At 70.1% G+C, this 14,784-nt stretch carries 14 protein-coding genes and 1 riboswitch; of the genes, 3 read left to right on the top strand and 11 right to left on the bottom strand.

What is annotated here, in order from left to right; genetic code table 11:
• Window positions 1–26: 26 nt before the first annotated feature.
• The 4 genes from ACFY4A_RS02400 to ACFY4A_RS02385 form a co-directional block, all read right to left on the bottom strand.
• Entirely contained in the window at window positions 27–1,049 is a 1,023-nt protein-coding gene (locus tag ACFY4A_RS02400; RefSeq protein ID WP_390827539.1) for an NlpC/P60 family protein, read from the bottom strand.
• A gap of 425 nt (window positions 1,050–1,474) precedes the next feature.
• Window positions 1,475–2,509 (bottom strand): NlpC/P60 family protein, encoded by a 1,035-nt coding sequence (locus ACFY4A_RS02395; protein WP_390827538.1) that lies wholly within the window; start codon window positions 2,507–2,509, stop codon window positions 1,475–1,477.
• 238 nt (window positions 2,510–2,747) lie between these two features.
• Entirely contained in the window at window positions 2,748–4,097 is a 1,350-nt protein-coding gene (locus tag ACFY4A_RS02390) for an NYN domain-containing protein (RefSeq protein WP_390827537.1), read from the bottom strand.
• 65 nt (window positions 4,098–4,162) lie between these two features.
• Window positions 4,163–4,402 carry a hypothetical protein gene (locus tag ACFY4A_RS02385; protein WP_100572306.1) on the bottom strand — a complete coding sequence of 80 codons (240 nt, stop codon included), beginning with the start codon at window positions 4,400–4,402 and terminating at the stop codon, window positions 4,163–4,165.
• A 154-nt stretch (window positions 4,403–4,556) separates the two neighbouring features.
• Between ACFY4A_RS02385 and ACFY4A_RS02380 the strand changes: the two genes are divergently transcribed.
• Complete coding sequence (locus ACFY4A_RS02380) at window positions 4,557–5,309, top strand: rhomboid family intramembrane serine protease (RefSeq protein WP_390827536.1); 753 nt, start codon at window positions 4,557–4,559, stop codon at window positions 5,307–5,309.
• A complete protein-coding gene (locus ACFY4A_RS02375) occupies window positions 5,306–5,587 on the top strand; it encodes an Lrp/AsnC family transcriptional regulator (RefSeq protein ID WP_390827535.1) in 282 nt (93 codons plus the stop codon). Before ACFY4A_RS02380 ends, ACFY4A_RS02375 begins: the two co-directional genes overlap by 4 nt.
• Before the next feature lie 43 nt (window positions 5,588–5,630).
• Here ACFY4A_RS02375 and ACFY4A_RS02370 read toward each other — a convergent pair whose 3' ends face one another.
• From ACFY4A_RS02370 to ACFY4A_RS02345, 6 genes are all read right to left on the bottom strand, one after another.
• Complete coding sequence (locus ACFY4A_RS02370) at window positions 5,631–6,992, bottom strand: aminotransferase class V-fold PLP-dependent enzyme (protein ID WP_390827534.1); 1,362 nt, start codon at window positions 6,990–6,992, stop codon at window positions 5,631–5,633.
• A 197-nt stretch (window positions 6,993–7,189) separates the two neighbouring features.
• A riboswitch (SAM riboswitch) is annotated at window positions 7,190–7,306 on the bottom strand.
• Between the two features lie 85 nt (window positions 7,307–7,391).
• Window positions 7,392–8,456: an anthranilate phosphoribosyltransferase gene (trpD, locus tag ACFY4A_RS02365; RefSeq protein ID WP_390827533.1), complete on the bottom strand. Its 1,065-nt coding sequence runs from the start codon at window positions 8,454–8,456 to the stop codon at window positions 7,392–7,394.
• A 147-nt stretch (window positions 8,457–8,603) separates the two neighbouring features.
• The gene (locus tag ACFY4A_RS02360; RefSeq protein ID WP_390827532.1) at window positions 8,604–10,241 is read right to left on the bottom strand and encodes a cytochrome bc complex cytochrome b subunit; all 1,638 of its coding nucleotides are present in this window, start codon (window positions 10,239–10,241) and stop codon (window positions 8,604–8,606) included.
• Window positions 10,238–11,305, bottom strand: a complete 1,068-nt coding sequence (locus ACFY4A_RS02355; protein ID WP_390827531.1) for a Rieske 2Fe-2S domain-containing protein — start codon at window positions 11,303–11,305, stop codon at window positions 10,238–10,240. The genes ACFY4A_RS02360 and ACFY4A_RS02355 overlap by 4 nt, the downstream gene beginning before the upstream one ends.
• Complete coding sequence (locus ACFY4A_RS02350; protein ID WP_390827530.1) at window positions 11,302–12,111, bottom strand: c-type cytochrome; 810 nt, start codon at window positions 12,109–12,111, stop codon at window positions 11,302–11,304. The genes ACFY4A_RS02355 and ACFY4A_RS02350 overlap by 4 nt, the downstream gene beginning before the upstream one ends.
• 62 nt (window positions 12,112–12,173) lie before the next feature.
• Window positions 12,174–12,785, bottom strand: coding sequence for a heme-copper oxidase subunit III (locus tag ACFY4A_RS02345; protein WP_100572299.1), 612 nt, complete (start codon window positions 12,783–12,785; stop codon window positions 12,174–12,176).
• Between the two features lie 211 nt (window positions 12,786–12,996).
• Between ACFY4A_RS02345 and ACFY4A_RS02340 the strand changes: the two genes are divergently transcribed.
• Window positions 12,997–13,398, top strand: a complete 402-nt coding sequence (locus ACFY4A_RS02340; protein ID WP_390827529.1) for a hypothetical protein — start codon at window positions 12,997–12,999, stop codon at window positions 13,396–13,398.
• 69 nt (window positions 13,399–13,467) lie between these two features.
• On the opposite strand, the gene ACFY4A_RS02335 is transcribed toward ACFY4A_RS02340, so the two are convergent.
• The gene (locus tag ACFY4A_RS02335) at window positions 13,468–14,727 is read right to left on the bottom strand and encodes an Ig-like domain-containing protein (protein WP_390827528.1); all 1,260 of its coding nucleotides are present in this window, start codon (window positions 14,725–14,727) and stop codon (window positions 13,468–13,470) included.
• Between the last annotated feature and the right edge of the window lie 57 nt (window positions 14,728–14,784).

The raw sequence follows: 14,784 nt of genomic DNA, 5'->3' as shown, positions 1-14,784 counted from the left end.
ATCGTACGGCGGCACCGGGGCGTCCGTCAGACCCTCGTGACCGACGAGATCGGCATCATGTTCACCGGGTCGTAGCGCACCGGCGCGCCCGGATGGGGCGCGTGGATCACCCGGCCGTTGCCCGCGTACATCGCGACATGGCCGGCGTCGGAGCGGTAGACGATCAGGTCACCCGACCGGGCCTGCGACAACGGGATCCGCCGGCCGGCGTTGCGCTGCTCCTGCGAGGTGCGCGGCAGATGCACTCCGGCCTGCGCGTACGACCACTGCATCAGGCCCGAACAGTCGAAGCCGGTGGGCCCGTTGGCGCCCCAGACGTAGGGGCGGCCGAGGGCGGAGCGGGCGGCGGCGAGGGCGGCGGCCGCGCGGGCGGAGGCGGCCGGACCGGCGTCGAGGCCGGCTAGGAGGTCCTCGCGGCCGGAGCGTGAGGCCCGGTCGTAGGCCTCGCGCTCGGACGGGGGCAGGGAGCCGAGGACTTGCCGGGCCCTGGCGAGCTTCTGCTCGACCGTCCGCTTGTGGACCGCGACCGCCTTGCGGGTCTTGTCCAGTTCGGCGAGGGCGCGGGTGGCCTCGGCACGGTCCTGGGAGAGTTCGCGCAGCGCCCGCCGCAGGTCCTTCAGTTCGCCGGCCTGGTGCGCGGTGATCCGGTCCAGCGTGGCGGCCTTGTCGAGGTACTCGTCCGGGTCGCGGGAGAACAGCAGGGCGATCGACGGGTCGAAGCCGGAGCGGTACTGGGCTCCGGCCAGCGAACCCAGCGACTCCCTGAGGTCGTTGACGCGCTGCTGCCGTCGGGCGATGCGGTCCTGGAAGTCGCGTACCCGGGTGCGCAGGAGGTCGGCGCGCTCGCCGGCCTTGTCGAAGGCCTCGGTCGCCTTCTCGGCCTCCTGGTAGAGGCGGTCGACGTCGGACCGGGCGTCGCCGTGCGGAGCGGCGACGGCCGAGGTGGCCGGTACGGCGCCGAGGGCGGCGGTCGCGGCGGACAGAACGCAGAACGCGACGCCCGCGCCCCGGTCGAACCCGGACGGTGCTGGGCGGCGATGAGACCCCACGGGAAGCCGTACTCCCTCCACTGGCGGACACTGAGCGCTTCCCCGGGCCGGGGCGCCGAGCGCCCGGGCCCGGGGGAAACGCGCCAGACATTGACGCCCTCGCCTGCGTCAACGCAGACGATTCCGGTCTGCACCGCTCCGCGGCGCTCCCTCGGGTTCCTGCTTCACCGACCCCTGCCGCCCCTGAGGGTGGTCTGACAAGGTCTCCACAGGCTTCACTTCCCGCCCGTCCGGCGGTAGGTCCGCCAACTGCGTCGTCGGACAGCGCGACCCTAGCAGCGCCGCTGCGGCCCCCTGGGCCGCCAGTGCGGGCACCGAACGCGGGCGCCCCGCCTCTGACGCAGGTCATCGGCGGGGCGCGGGGTCACCGTGGGGTGCCGCGATTCGCCCGTTCGGGCGAGTACGAGGCGTACTCCCGGGAGGCGTCAGATACGGACGCCGAACTGGAAGGGCATGTTGTTGATCGACTCGTAGCGCACGACGGTGCCGGTACGCGGGGCGTGCAGCACCTGGCCGTTGCCCGCGTAGAGGCCGACGTGGTGCAGGTCGCCGTAGAAGATGACCAGGTCGCCGACCTGGAGCTGGCTCTGCGAGTAGATCCGGGTGCCCGCGTTGGCCTGCGCCTGGGAGGTGCGCGGGATGCCGACACCGGCCTGGGCGTACGCCCAGGAGGTCAGACCCGAGCAGTCGAAGGAGGACGGACCGGTGGCGCCGTAGACGTAGGGCGAACCTATCTTGCTCTGGGCGGCGGAGAACGCGGCGCCGGCCCGGCCGGAGGCGGGGGCGGAGTTGCCCAGCTGCACGCGGTCGGCGGAGGCCCGGCTGGCCCTCTCCTGCTCGGCGGCGAGCGCGGCCTTCTCGGCGGCGGTGAGGCTGTTCAGGAGCCGCTGCGCCTCGGCGAGCTTGCCCTGGACTTCCTTCTTCTTGTTGCCCAGCTCGGTGCGGGTGGCGGCGAGGTCCTTGAGCTTCGAGGAGGCTTCGGACCGCTCCTGGGCGAGCTCGCGCTGCTTGTCCTGGATCTTCTTCAGCGCCTCGACCTGCTGGCCGCTCAACTGGTCGAGCGTGGAAGCCTTGTCGAGGTAGTCGTCCGGGTCGGAGGACAGGAAGAGCTGGAGCGAGGGGTCGATCCCGCCGGTGCGGTACTGGCCGGCGGCCATCGAACCGAGGCCGTCGCGCAGCTTGTTGAGCTCCTGCTGGCCGCGGGCGACGTTGTCCTGGATCGTGGAGATCTCCTTCTGGAGCTTCTCCTGCTTCTCCTTGGCCCCGTTGTACTTCTCGGTGGCCTGCTCCGCCTGCTCGTAGAGCTCGTCGACCTTGGACTTGACCTCGTCCTTGCTCGGCTTCGCGCTCGGGGCGGCGTTGGCGGCCTGCGCGCTGATGGCTACGGCCGCTGCCGCCGCGGTGGTGAGCACGGTCACGCGCGCACGGCTGGGTTGCTTGGGTCGACGGTGGGACGCCACGGAAGCGAGCTCCTTCTTCTGAGTGATCACCCGCTCGGAGGTTCGAAGCCCGACCCTAGTGACCTCATCGTGATGAATTCAAATCCCAGGGCGGAAAATCCCACCAGTCGCTCCATTCTTTGCCCATAACTCACCAGCAGTGAGGGGCGGTTGACCCTGCGTCGCGTGACGCTTCCGGCCAAATCGGGAATGCTGCCCGTATGTTGTGCTTGAGGCTTACGTAGCCCTACGTCCGGTTTCAGCCGCGCGAGAGCCGCTTCAGCAGCACCGCCGAGGCCACCGGCCGCGCCCCCGCCTTCGCGATCCCGTCGGCGACCTCGCGGTCGGTCGATGCGACGATCACCGGCCGGCCGGGCGGCTCGGCCCGCACCAGCTGACGGATCAGCTCGTCCGCCGTGACCCCCGGCTTGGAGAACAGCACCCGCACACCGCGCGGCGGCGCGAGGAGCACCGGCGCGACCAGCTCGGCCCCGTCGAAGACACAGGTGACCTCGGCGCCGGTCTGCGCGGCGAGCTGCGAGAGCTGTCCCAGCAGCCTCAGCCGCTGCTTCTCCAGCGGCATCTGCGGATAGCCGGTCTTGGTGACGTTGTAGCCGTCGACGACCAGATGCGCCTGCGGCAGCGCGAGCAACTGGTCGAGGATCGCCGGGTCGTGCTCGGACAGCGCGCGGGCGGCGATGTCCTTGGGAGTCATCCGGCCCGGCTCGACCGCGTCCACGGTCTCCGCCGGCCGCACCGACACCGGCGGCAGCGCCAGCTCCCGGCGCAGCCCCTGGGCCGCGTCGAGGACGGTGTCCAGCAGCAGCCGCACCCGCATGTCCTCCACGCTGCGCCCCTCGCGGGCCGCCCTGCGGGCCGCCTCCAGCGCGGCCTCCGCCTCCCCCAGCCGCGCCTTGAGCCGCCGGGCCTCGCTCTCGGCGGCCGACACCTGCGCCTGCCCCTCGGCCCGCGCGGCCTCGAGCTCGCCCCGCGCCTTGCGCAGCGCGGCCTCACCGCGCCTGACGTCGCTGTGCGCGGCCCGCAGCTTGCGGTGCAGCGACTCGGTTTCCTTCCGGGCGCTGTCCAGCTCGGCCCGCAGCCGCTCGGTGTCGGCCCGGGTCTGCTCGCGGGCCGCCGCAAGCTCGGCGCGCAGCCGCTCCAGTTCGGCCCGGCTCTCCTCGTCGGCGCGCTCGGCGTCCGCCCGCTGGGCCTCCTCGCCCGCGGCGGCGACCAGCTTCACCCAGCCCGGCGGGCGCAGCACGTAGGCCGCGGCCGCCACGTCGAGCGGATCCGCGGCCGGGGGCGGCGAGCCGGAGTCGAGGGCGTCCGACAGCTCCGGCTGGGCCTCTTTGAACTTGTCCCCGATGCGCTGGCGGAACAGCGGATCGGTCTCCAGCGCGGCCGCCATCGCGTTGCCCGCGAACTTCGCCCGGCGGCTGGGCGTGAACCGGGCGTACTGCCGCAGCTGCGCGGGCAGCTCGCCGAACGTCAGCGCCCCGAAGGAGTCGGAGACGATCTGGACGACCCGGCGGCGCACTCCGTCGGGCAGCGGACGGTCGAGCACCTCGGCGGCGCCGTCGCCCGGCCCCCCGCCTTGTGTCTCCACCATCCGTCACCCCAATGCCTCAATGCCGTGCGGCCCCTGCGGGGGTCACCTGTGCGGGCGCGCTCCGCTCAGGAGCCGGCGCCCGGCCTGTCCACGAGTTCAACCTGGTCCACGGCGTTGCACCAGCGGCAACGCACCGACTCGATCGTCTCACTGACCACCTCGCGCTCCTCGACCTGCGGCTCTCCTGCCAGGTCGAGGTGGACGTACTCGACGACCTTCGACGAGCGGGTCACGTCGAAACGGGTGAGGTTGCCGCACAGGGTGCAGCGCCACCGTGTCGTGGCGGTCGGCAGGGGAACCGTCATCGTGACTGTTCGCTTCCTTCTGTGTCCGTGACGCGCCAGCTTCCCTGGGCGTGTGGCACGTAACCCTACGGCCTGGCGGGGACTCGGCGCCGGTCCGTCCACGGCGGCGAGGCGGTCTGTGCGGTTGCGTCCTGTTACGCCATGCTCTGTGCACATGATCGGCAACAGGTACACGGTGGCCGCCCGGGCGATCGGGGCGGCCAGGGCGGTACGGAGCATGCAGGCGCCGGTGACGTGCGCCCTGATCGTCCTGTGCTGCCTGATCTTCGTGACCGGCCCGGCATCGGGCCTCAACCCCTCGTACGGCACGGGGGACGCGCTGCTGCTCGCCCAGCGGGCCTACTTCCGGCGGTGGGGCGTGATCCCCGCCGATCTGTTCACCGGCTCACCGCGGGCCGCCCTCACCCCCGCGACGGCCCTGTTCGTGCACGGCAGCTGGGTGCACCTGCTCGGCAACATGCTCTTCCTCTACGTCTTCGGGGCGATGGCCGAGGAGCGCATGGGCCGCGTCCGGTTCACGCTGTTCTACATCGGCTGCGGCTACCTGGCCCTGGTGGGCTACGCGGCCGCCAACGCCGCCTCCGGGCAGAGCCTGGTGGGGGCCTCGGGCGCGATCTCGGCGGTCCTCGGCGCGTTTCTCTATCTGTTCCCCAGCGCCCGGGTGACCAGTCTCTTCCCGTTCCTGTTCTTCCTGCCGCTGCGCTTTCCCGCGTGGGTGGTGCTGCCTTTCTGGGCGGCCCTCCAGTGGCTGGCCGCCGGGCGCGCCACCGAGGGACCGCAGGTCGCCTACCTGGCCCACGTGGTGGGCTTCGCCCTGGGCTTCGCCTGCGCGTGGGCGTGGTGCGGCCGGAAGACTAGAGTGAAGGCCGCCCCTGCTCCGGCCTCCGAGGGAGAGAACCAGCCGTGATCACCGCGATCGTCCTCATCAAGACCAGCGTGGACCGGATCCCCGAGATCGCCGAGCAGATCGCCTCGCTGGACTCGGTCAGCGAGGTCTTCTCCGTCACCGGCACGTACGACCTGATCGCCATGGTCCGGGTACGGCAGCACGAGGACCTGGCGGAGGTCATCCCGGGGCGGATCAGCAAGATCCCGGGCGTCGAGGCGACGGACACGCACGTGGCCTTCCGCACGTACTCGCAGCACGACCTGGAGGCGGCGTTCGCCATCGGGCTGGACTCCTGACCGCCACGGACGCCTGACCGCCCCAGGCTCCTGAGCGGGCGGATCAGACCGCGGGCACGCAGCGGCCGTCCTCCGTGCGGTACGTCCACTTCGCGCCGTCCCTGACCAGTTCCCGCACCGCCGCCACGAAGCGGTCCACGTGCTCGTCGGGCGTACCCGCGCCGAAGCTCACGCGGATGGCGTTGAGGGACTTCTCGCCCGGGGCGGCCTCGGGCGCGCCGCACTCGCCCTGGCTCTGCGGATCGCCGCCCAGCAGGGTGCGGACCAGGGGGTGGGCGCAGAAGAGGCCGTCGCGGACGCCGATGCCGTACTCGGCGGAGAGGGCGGCGGCGAAGTGGGAGCTGTTCCAGCCCGCCACGACGAAGGAGATCACGCCGACCCGCGGGGCGTCGTCGCCGAACAGGGAGAGGACCCTGACCTCGGGCACCTCGGCGAGACCCGCCCGCACCTTGCGGATCAGGTGCCGCTCGCGCGCGACGAGGTCGTCGAAGCCGGCCTCGGTCAGCGCCGTGCAGGCCGCGGCGACGGCGTAGGCGCCGATGACGTTCGGGGAGCCGGCCTCGTGGCGGGCGGCCGACTCGTGCCACCGCACGTCCACGGATCCGTCGGCGCGCCGCGCCACCGTGCGGCTCGCGCCGCCGCCCGCGAGGTACGGCTCGGCCTCGCGCAGCCAGTCGGCGCGGCCGGCGAGGACGCCGGAGCCGAAGGGGGCGTACAGCTTGTGGCCGGAGAAGGCGACCCAGTCGACGTCGAGGTCGCGGACGGACACCGGGTGGTGCGGGGCGAGCTGGGCGGCGTCCAGGACGATCCGGGCGCCGTGCGCGTGGGCGGCGGCGGCCAGCTCCCGTACCGGCCACAGCTCACCGGTGACGTTGGAGGCGCCGGTGACGCACACCAGCGCCGGGCCGTGGGGGTCGCGGTCGGCGAGGGCCCGCTCCAGGGTGGCCACGGCCCGCTCCGGTGTGCGCGGGGCGTCGAGGTAGGTCACCTGCGCGTCCCGCCACGGAAGCAGCGAGGCGTGGTGCTCGGTCTCGAAGACGAAGACCTGGCAGTCCGCGGGCAGCACGCGGGCGAGCAGGTTGAGGGAGTCGGTGGTGGACCGGGTGAAGACCACCTGGTCCTCCGTACGGCAGTCGAGGAACTCCGCGACCGTCTTCCGGGCGTTCTCGAACAGATCGGTGGAGAGCTGGGAGAGGTAGCCGGCGCCGCGGTGGACGCTGCCGTAGTACGGCGCGTACGCCGCCACGTCGTCCCAGACGCGCTGGAGGGCGGGCGCGCTGGCCGCGTAGTCGAGCGCCGCGTAGGTGACCTCCCCGCCGGTGACGAGCGGAACGGTGACGTCCCGTCCCAGAACGGGCAGCGGGGCACAGACGGACTGGTCGGCGGCGACGGTGGAGACGGACATGGGTGAACTCCCGTGAAAGCAGGCGGAATCACCACGCGAGCGGACATGGCTCGAGCGTGGGGAAGGGTGAGGGGGAAAGCGCGGTGGCGGGGCTCTGCGGCCTCTGGGGCGACAGGCCCTAGCGCATTCGCTTGCTCACGGAAGGCTCCCTCGTAGACCAGGACCCCTGGGCTGTGTCCACTCGGAGGAGTGCGAGGGGTCCGCGCTTGCCGTAGGCCTCGCTGCCTACGGCCTGGTCTTCACCCGGGGCACCCCGCCACGGACGGAGGGTTGCCGGACAGCCGGCCGGGGCCACATGGCTGTCACTCATGACCTGGTTCAGCATCCTGCCACACGATCTTCCACGCGCAAGGCGCAGTCCGGATCGTGGGCTGCGCCCTGCGACGGGAGGTTCGGGTCTCAGGCGTTGCTGGCGGCCACCCAGCGCTCCAGCGTGCGCTTGGCGGACCCGGAGTCGATCGACTCCGCCGCACGGTCCATACCGGCCCGGATCTGTTCGGCCAGGGTGCCCGGACCCGGCCGCAGGGCCACCAGCGCCGCCGCGGAGTTCAGCAGGACGGCGTCCCGCACGGGCCCCTTCTCGCCGTCCAGCAGGCGCCGGGCCACCTCGGCGTTGTACGAGGCGTCCCCGCCCCGCAGCGCCTCCACGGGCACGAACTCGATACCGACGTCCCGCGGGTCGAAGCGCTCCTGGGTCACCTTGCCGTCCCGCACGATCCAGACCTGGGAGGTGGCGGTCGTGGTGAGCTCGTCCAGGCCGTCGTCACCCCGGAAGACCAGGGAGGAGTGGCCGCGCTCGGCGAAGACGCCGGCGACGACCGGTGCCATGCGCGGGTCCGCGACACCGACGGCCTGGGCCCGCACCCTGGCCGGGTTGGTCAGCGGGCCGAGCACGTTGAACACGGTGCGGATGGCCAACTGGCCGCGCGCGGCGCCCGCGTGGCGCAGCGCCGGATGGAACTTGATCGCGAAGCAGAAGGTGATTCCGGCCTCCTGCGCCACCTCGGCCACCCGCCGCGGCGTCAGTTCCAGATTGACGCCGAGCTTCTCCAGTACGTCGGAGGCCCCGGAGGCGGAGGACGCGGCCCGGTTGCCGTGCTTGACGACACTGGCGCCCGTGCCGGCCACGACGATCGAGGACATGGTGGAGATGTTCACGGTCTTCGCGCCGTCGCCGCCCGTGCCGACGATGTCGACGGTCGCGCCGGGCACCTCGATCACATTGGCGTGCTCGTACATGGTGCGGACCAGGCCCATGATCTCCTCGACCGTCTCGCCCTTGGCCCGCAGGGCCACCACGAACCCGGCGATCTGCGCGTCGGTCGCCTCGCCGCGCATGATCAGGTCCATCGCCCACGCGGTCTCGTCGGCGGTGAGGTCCCGGCCGTCCAGCAGGCCGTTCAGCAGGGCGGGCCAGGAGCGGCCCGCCGCGGTGTCGCCTCCAGCGGGGATCACAGCGTTCATATGCCGCTCCTGGGTCGGTGTCCCGTACTGCGGGACGCGAGTCTCGAACAGGTCCACCCTATCCAGCCCCGGGCACGGCGAAGGGCCCCGTCCGGAGATCGGACGGGGCCCTTCGACCGTGGCGTGGCGACGCTCAGCGGTCAGTGATCAGTGGTGGCCGTGGCCGCTCGTGATCTCCCTGTACTCCTCGACGGTCGGCTTCGGGATCTGGTTGTCCTCGCCGTAGTACGCGCTGCTGAGCTTGGCGCGCAGCTTCTGCGAGCCCTTGATCTTGCGCTCGACGCCGTGCTCGTCGACCGCCGGGCCGATCTCGACCGGCTCGTACTGGTCGTGCGCCGTGAGCGTGTAGAGCTGCTCCTGGCTGAGCGGCTCGTGCACCTCGATGAACTCACCGTGCGGCAGGCGCTTGATGATGCCGGTCTCGCGACCGTGCAGCACCTTCTCCTTGTCGCGGCGCTGGAGGCCGAGGCAGATCCGCTTGGTGACGACGAACGCGATGATCGGTCCGACGAAGAAGCCGATCCGGACGAACCAGGTGACCGCGTTGATCGACAGGTGGAAGTGCGTGGCCCACAGGTCGTTGCCGCCGCCGACCAGCGTGATCATGTACATCGTGATCCAGGCGACACCGAACGCCGTACGCGTCGGGGCGTTGCGCGGGCGGTCCAGGATGTGGTGCTCGCGCTTGTCGCCGGTGATCCAGGACTCGATGAACGGGTAGGCCGCGATCGCCGCCAGGACCAAACCGAAGATGACCAGCGGGATGAACACGCCCAGGACGAGCGTGTGGCCCCAGAAGTTGACCTCCCAGCCCGGCATGAAGCGGACCAGACCCTCGGCGAAGCCCATGTACCAGTCTGGCTGGGCGCCGGTGGACACCTGGTCGGGACGGTACGGGCCGATCACCCAGATCGCGTTGATCTCCACGATCGCCGCGATGACCGCGAGGACACCGAAGACCAGGAAGAAGAAGCCGCCGGCCTTGGCCATGTACACCGGCAGCAGCGGCATGCCCACGACGTTCTTGTTGCTCTTGCCGGGGCCCGCGAACTGCGTGTGCTTGTGGTAGAAGACCAGGATCAGGTGGGCGACCACCAGGCCGAGCATGATGCCCGGCAGCAGCAGGATGTGGATCGAGTAGAACCGCGCCACGAAGTCGTGACCGGGGAACTCGCCGCCGAAGAGGAAGTACGAGATGTACGTGCCGACGATCGGCATGGACAGGATCGCACCCTCGGTGAAGCGGACACCGGTGCCGGAGAGCAGGTCGTCCGGGAGCGAGTAACCGGTGAAGCCGGTGAACATGCCCAGGACGAACAGCAGGAAGCCGAACAGCCAGTTGATCTCACGCGGCTTGCGGAACGCGCCGGTGAAGAACACGCGCATCATGTGCACGAACATGCCGGCGAGGAAGATCAACGCGGCCCAGTGGTGGATCTGCCGGATGAGCAGACCACCGCGCACCTCGAAGGAGATGTGCATGGTCGAGTTGAAGGCCTCGCTCACCAGCTGACCCTGCAGCGGGACGTACGAGCCGTTGTACACCACCTCGTTCATCGAGGGGTGGAAGAACAGCGTCAGGTACACACCCGTGAGGATGATGATGATGAAGCTGTACAAGCACACTTCGCCCAACATGAAAGACCAGTGGTCGGGGAAGATCTTGCGCATGTTGGCCTTGGCCAGGGAGTAGATCCCGAGCCGGCCGTCGGCCCAGTCGGCGAGCCTCTCGCCGGCCGGTGCCTGCCCGCGAGAGCGGGACTCGTTGGCTGCTGATGTACTCATCCGCGCTCCCAGAATGCAGGACCGACGGGCTCCTCGAAGTCGCCGAGCGCCTGGAGGTAACCCTCACTGTCCACGCCGATGCGCAACTGCGGCAGGGCGTGGCCGGCGGGGCCGAAGATCACTCGGGCACCGTCGGAGAGGTCGAAGGTGGACTGGTGGCACGGGCACAGCGCGTGGTGCGTCTGCTGCTCGTACAGGGAGATCGGGCAACCCACGTGGGTGCAGATCTTCGAGAAGGCGACGATGCCCTCGTGTCCCCAGTCGAGTTCGCGCTTGTCCTTGATGTCGGCCGGCTCGAGCCGGATGATCATCAGGGCCGCCTTGGCGATCTCGTTCTGGAAGTCGTGGTCCGTATCCTTCAGGCCGTCGGGCATCGCGAAGGTGAGCGAGCCGACCGAGACGTCCTCGGGACGCAGCGGCAGGTTGGTGTTCATGTTGACGAGGCGCTTGCCCTTGGCCCACAGCGTGTGGCGCAGGCTGGTCCCGGGCAGCGGGCCCAGGTCGCGCAGCAGCATGACGCCGGACAGCGGCACCAGCGTGAGCGCGCCGAGCATCGTGTTGCGGATCAGCTTGCGACGGCCGATCGCCGACTCCTTGGCACCCTGCTTGAAGTCCGCGTGGACCTTCGCACGGACCTCGGGGGACGCCTCGATCGGGTGACGCTCGTCGGCGACCTCGACGTCGGACATCAGGGTGCGGGCCCAGTGGACCGCGCCCGCGCCGATCGCGAACAGCGCCACGCCCAGCGTCAGGCCGAGCGCGAAGTTCAGCGCGTTGATGTGCCCGAGCGGGAAGACGAAGATCGACTTGTCGTGCGGGATCGTCACGTACGAGGCGATGAAGCCGATGGTGGCCAGCATCGACACCGTGAACATCAGGGCGACGCTGCGCTCGGACCGCCTGGCCGCCCGCTCGTCGATGTCCTGGATCCGGTGCTCGTGGGGCGGCAGTCCCGGGTCGGCGAACGGGGTCCGCTCGTCCGCCACGGAGACCGCGCCGCGCCCGTGCTCGTGGGCTGCCTGCTCTGCGGGCAGGTTCTCTTCAGGAATGTCTTGGCTACTCATGACTTCTTGGCCTTTGCGGTCCGAGCGGCGACCCAGACGGCGACCGCGACAAGGGCACCCAGTCCGAAGATCCAGGCGAACAGACCCTCGGTGACCGGTCCGAGGCCACCCAGGTTCATACCGCCCGGGGTCGTGGTCTCGTCACCGTTGACCGCGTCGAGGTAGGCGATGATGTCCTTCTTGTTCTTCGCCGTCAGCGTGGTGTCGGGGAAGGAAGGCATGTTCTGCGGGCCGGTCTGCATGGCCTCGTAGATGTGCTTGTTGCTCACACCCGTGAGGTCCGGGGCGTACTTGCCGTGTGTCAGCGCACCGCCCTTGCCGGTGAAGTTGTGGCACTGGGCGCAGTTGGTGCGGAACAGCTCACCGCCCTTGGCGACATCCGCGCCCTCGGGGCTGTACTGGTTCTTCGTCGGCACGGTCGGACCGGCACCCAGGGACGCGATGTACGCGGCGAGCTGGTCGATCTCGGCCTGGTTGTAGATGACCTTCTTGCGCGGGACCTGTGCGCCCGGCTGCTGGGCCGGCATACGGCCGGTGCCCACCTGGAAGTCGACCGCCGCGGCGCCCACGCCCACCAGGCTGGGACCGTCAGTGGTGCCCTGCCCACCGGTGCCGTGGCAGCTGGCACAGCCGACCAGGTAGAGCTTCCTGCCCTCCTCGATGGTGAGGGACTGGGCGGTGTCCTCGGCCTTCGCCTTGCTCGCGGGCGCGAACGCGGTGTACAGCCCCCCAGTGGCCGCCAGCGCGAAAAGTAGGACGACGACCGCCGCCAGCGGATGGCGTCGTCGTGCGGAGAGCTTTTTCACGGATTACCCCGGTGTCAGGATCTTCTGCGTCGATGCTTTGCGGACTTGAATCGGTTCGTCGGCTACTTGATCAGGTAGATCGTGGCGAAGAGTCCGATCCAGACGACATCGACGAAGTGCCAGTAGTAGGACACGACGATGGCCGCGGTCGCCTGCTCGTGGGTGAACCTCCGGGCCGCGTAGGTGCGGCCGAGGACCAGCAGGAAGGCGATGAGACCGCCCGTCACGTGCAGCCCGTGGAAGCCGGTGGTCAGGTAGAACACCGAGCCGTACGGGTCGGAGGACAGCGAGATGCCGTCCTTCTTCACCAGCTCGGTGTACTCGAAGATCTGACCGCCGATGAAGATCGCACCCATGATGAAGGTGACGATGAACCAGCCCCGGAGCTTCTTCACGTCACCGCGCTCGGCGGCGAAGACGCCGAGCTGGCAGGTGAGTGAGGAGAGCACCAGGATCGTGGTGTTCACCGACGAGAAGGGGACGTTGAGAGCGCCCGCCATCTCCTTCCAGTGCGCCGGACCCGTCACCGATCGCAGGGTGAAGTACATCGCGAAGAGGGCCGCGAAGAACATCAGCTCGGAACTCAGCCAGATGATGGTTCCGACGCTGGTGAGGTTCGGTCGGTTGACCGACGGGTGCGCGTGCCCGGTTTCTACTGTCGTTGCTGTCGCCACGCCGACATTATGTCGGTCGCTTATCCCGCCCTCACCCCGGGGGGTGCCGTTCGGAGTGTCCCGAGGGTGTGCCCTGCCCGAACGGCCCGTCGAAGGGCTGTTCCAACCGCTGTCTACCAGGAGTTGAAGGGGGTAGCATCCGCGCCATCGGTACCCGGAAGTTCCCGACAGTTCCCGACGGGGTTTTCCCGACCAACGACGCGGAGGAACAATGCAGGCGACCGCCACGGTGCTGGTCTACAGCGACGACGCCAACACCCGGGAGCAGGTGCGGCTGGCCTGCGGCCGCCGGCCGGCTCCGGACGCCCCCGTGGTGGAGTTCCTGGAGTGCGCCACGCCCGCCGCGGTCCTCAAGGAGCTGGACCGGGGCGGCATCGACGTCTGTGTCCTGGACGGCGAGGCCGTGCCCATGGGTGGCATGGGGATGTGCCGGCAGATCAAGGACGAGGTCTTCAACTGCCCTCCGGTGCTGCTGCTCATCGGGCGCCCGCAGGACGCGTGGCTGGCCACGTGGAGCCGGGCGGACGCGGCGGTCACGCTTCCGGTGGAGCCGGTGGAGTTCGCCGCCGCTCTGGCGTCCCTGCTGCGCAGGAAGGCGCTCAGCGGCGTCTGAGGCCCTTGGGTGGGGCCCGGCGGACGGCCCCGCGTCCCTTTGCGGCTGCGGGCCGTCCGTGACCTGCTCTCACACGCTCTGCGGGGTCAGCCGCGCCTTGTTCGTCTGCGCCCCGGCGCCGCCGGCGTCGGAGGCGATGGCGCTGCCCTGGATCCACTTCTGCCAGGGCATGTTCCAGTCGCCGAAACCGTTGTCGAAGAGCTCCATGTTGTCGCCGGCCGAGTTGACGACCTGGACCAGGTCACCCTCGTGGATGGTGTCGAAGAACCAGGAGGCGTTGTCGGTGCTCATGCCGGTGCAGCCGTGGCTGACGTTGGCCGCTCCCTGGGAGCCGACGGACCACGGGGCGGCGTGGACGTACTCGCCGCTCCAGGTGACGCGGGTGGCGTAGTACACGGGCAGGTCGTACGAGTCGCTGGAGCCCGCGGCGATACCGACGGTGGAGCTCTTCATCCGTACGAAGTACTCCTTGGCCAGGACGACCTTGATCCCGTTGCGGGTCTCGAAGCCGGGCTTGCCGGTGGTGATGGGGATCTCCTTGATCTTCTCGTCGTTCTTGTAGACGGTCAACAGGTGCTTGGCCGCGTCCGTGACCGCCACCATGCGGTCACCCGTGGTGATCTTCAGCGGCTTGGCCGCGCCGCCCCGCAGCTTGTCGCTGACCTTGATGTTCTCCAGGTTGCTGTGCGCCTCGACGGTGGCGTGGGCGGGCCAGTAGTCCTGCGGGCGGTAGTGGAGTTTCTTGTCGTTCACCCAGTACCAGGAGCCCTGCACGGCGGGCTTGGAGTCCACCCTGAGGGCGCGCTCGACGATGGCCCGCTGGGCCTTGTCCTTGATGGGCTGGTCGAGCTCGGCCGTGATGGGCTGGCCGACGCCGTAGGTGCCCGCCTCCGGCCCGAACGTGACGTTCAGGCGCTGCTGGCCCGTGGGCTTCTCCGTGTCGAACGTGAGGACCTTGCGACCGGGCTTTCCGTCCTCGTCCTCGGTGCTCACCCGGACCGTGTAGTGGGCGCCGGCGGCGAGCGGTGAGGTGCTGTGCCAGCGGCTGCCGTCGGCGGCCAGTTCGCCGGAGACCCGGCGCCCCGTGGCGTCCATGGCCGTGACGTCCGTGATCCGCCCGTCCGCGCCCTGAGCGGTGACTTCCAGGGGCTTGTCCGGGTCGGCCTTCTTCCCGGCGTCCGTGGGGCCGCTGAAGGAGATCTCGTCCGCCGCGTCGTACGGGTAGGCGGCCAGCGGATTGCCGTCCGAACTGCAGGCGGTGGCACTCGCGCCGAGGGCGGCGACCAGCAGGGCAGCTCCCGCTCCGCGGGAAATCACAGTGGTGCTCATGGCCCCACGCTAGGGAGCTTCGTCACCTCCGGCGCGGTGAATCACCCGTCCGAGGGA

Source organism: Streptomyces sp. NPDC001292 (assembly GCF_042896465.1).
Taxonomy (GTDB): domain Bacteria; phylum Actinomycetota; class Actinomycetes; order Streptomycetales; family Streptomycetaceae; genus Streptomyces.
This window is presented reverse-complemented; position numbering and strand designations above follow the sequence as displayed.

What these genes read in the sequence shown, in the direction of transcription:
- ACFY4A_RS02335 (WP_390827528.1), bottom strand. Translation starts at nt 14,727, where the DNA reads ATGAGCACCACTGTGATTTCCCGCGGAGCGGGAGCTGCCCTGCTGGTC.
- trpD (WP_390827533.1), bottom strand. Translation starts at nt 8,456, where the DNA reads ATGAACGCTGTGATCCCCGCTGGAGGCGACACCGCGGCGGGCCGCTCC.
- ACFY4A_RS02355 (WP_390827531.1), bottom strand. Translation starts at nt 11,305, where the DNA reads ATGAGTAGCCAAGACATTCCTGAAGAGAACCTGCCCGCAGAGCAGGCA.
- ACFY4A_RS02340 (WP_390827529.1), top strand. Translation starts at nt 12,997, where the DNA reads ATGCAGGCGACCGCCACGGTGCTGGTCTACAGCGACGACGCCAACACC.
- ACFY4A_RS02390 (WP_390827537.1), bottom strand. Translation starts at nt 4,097, where the DNA reads ATGGTGGAGACACAAGGCGGGGGGCCGGGCGACGGCGCCGCCGAGGTG.
- ACFY4A_RS02370 (WP_390827534.1), bottom strand. Translation starts at nt 6,992, where the DNA reads ATGTCCGTCTCCACCGTCGCCGCCGACCAGTCCGTCTGTGCCCCGCTG.
- ACFY4A_RS02385 (WP_100572306.1), bottom strand. Translation starts at nt 4,402, where the DNA reads ATGACGGTTCCCCTGCCGACCGCCACGACACGGTGGCGCTGCACCCTG.
- ACFY4A_RS02380 (WP_390827536.1), top strand. Translation starts at nt 4,557, where the DNA reads ATGATCGGCAACAGGTACACGGTGGCCGCCCGGGCGATCGGGGCGGCC.
- ACFY4A_RS02360 (WP_390827532.1), bottom strand. Translation starts at nt 10,241, where the DNA reads ATGAGTACATCAGCAGCCAACGAGTCCCGCTCTCGCGGGCAGGCACCG.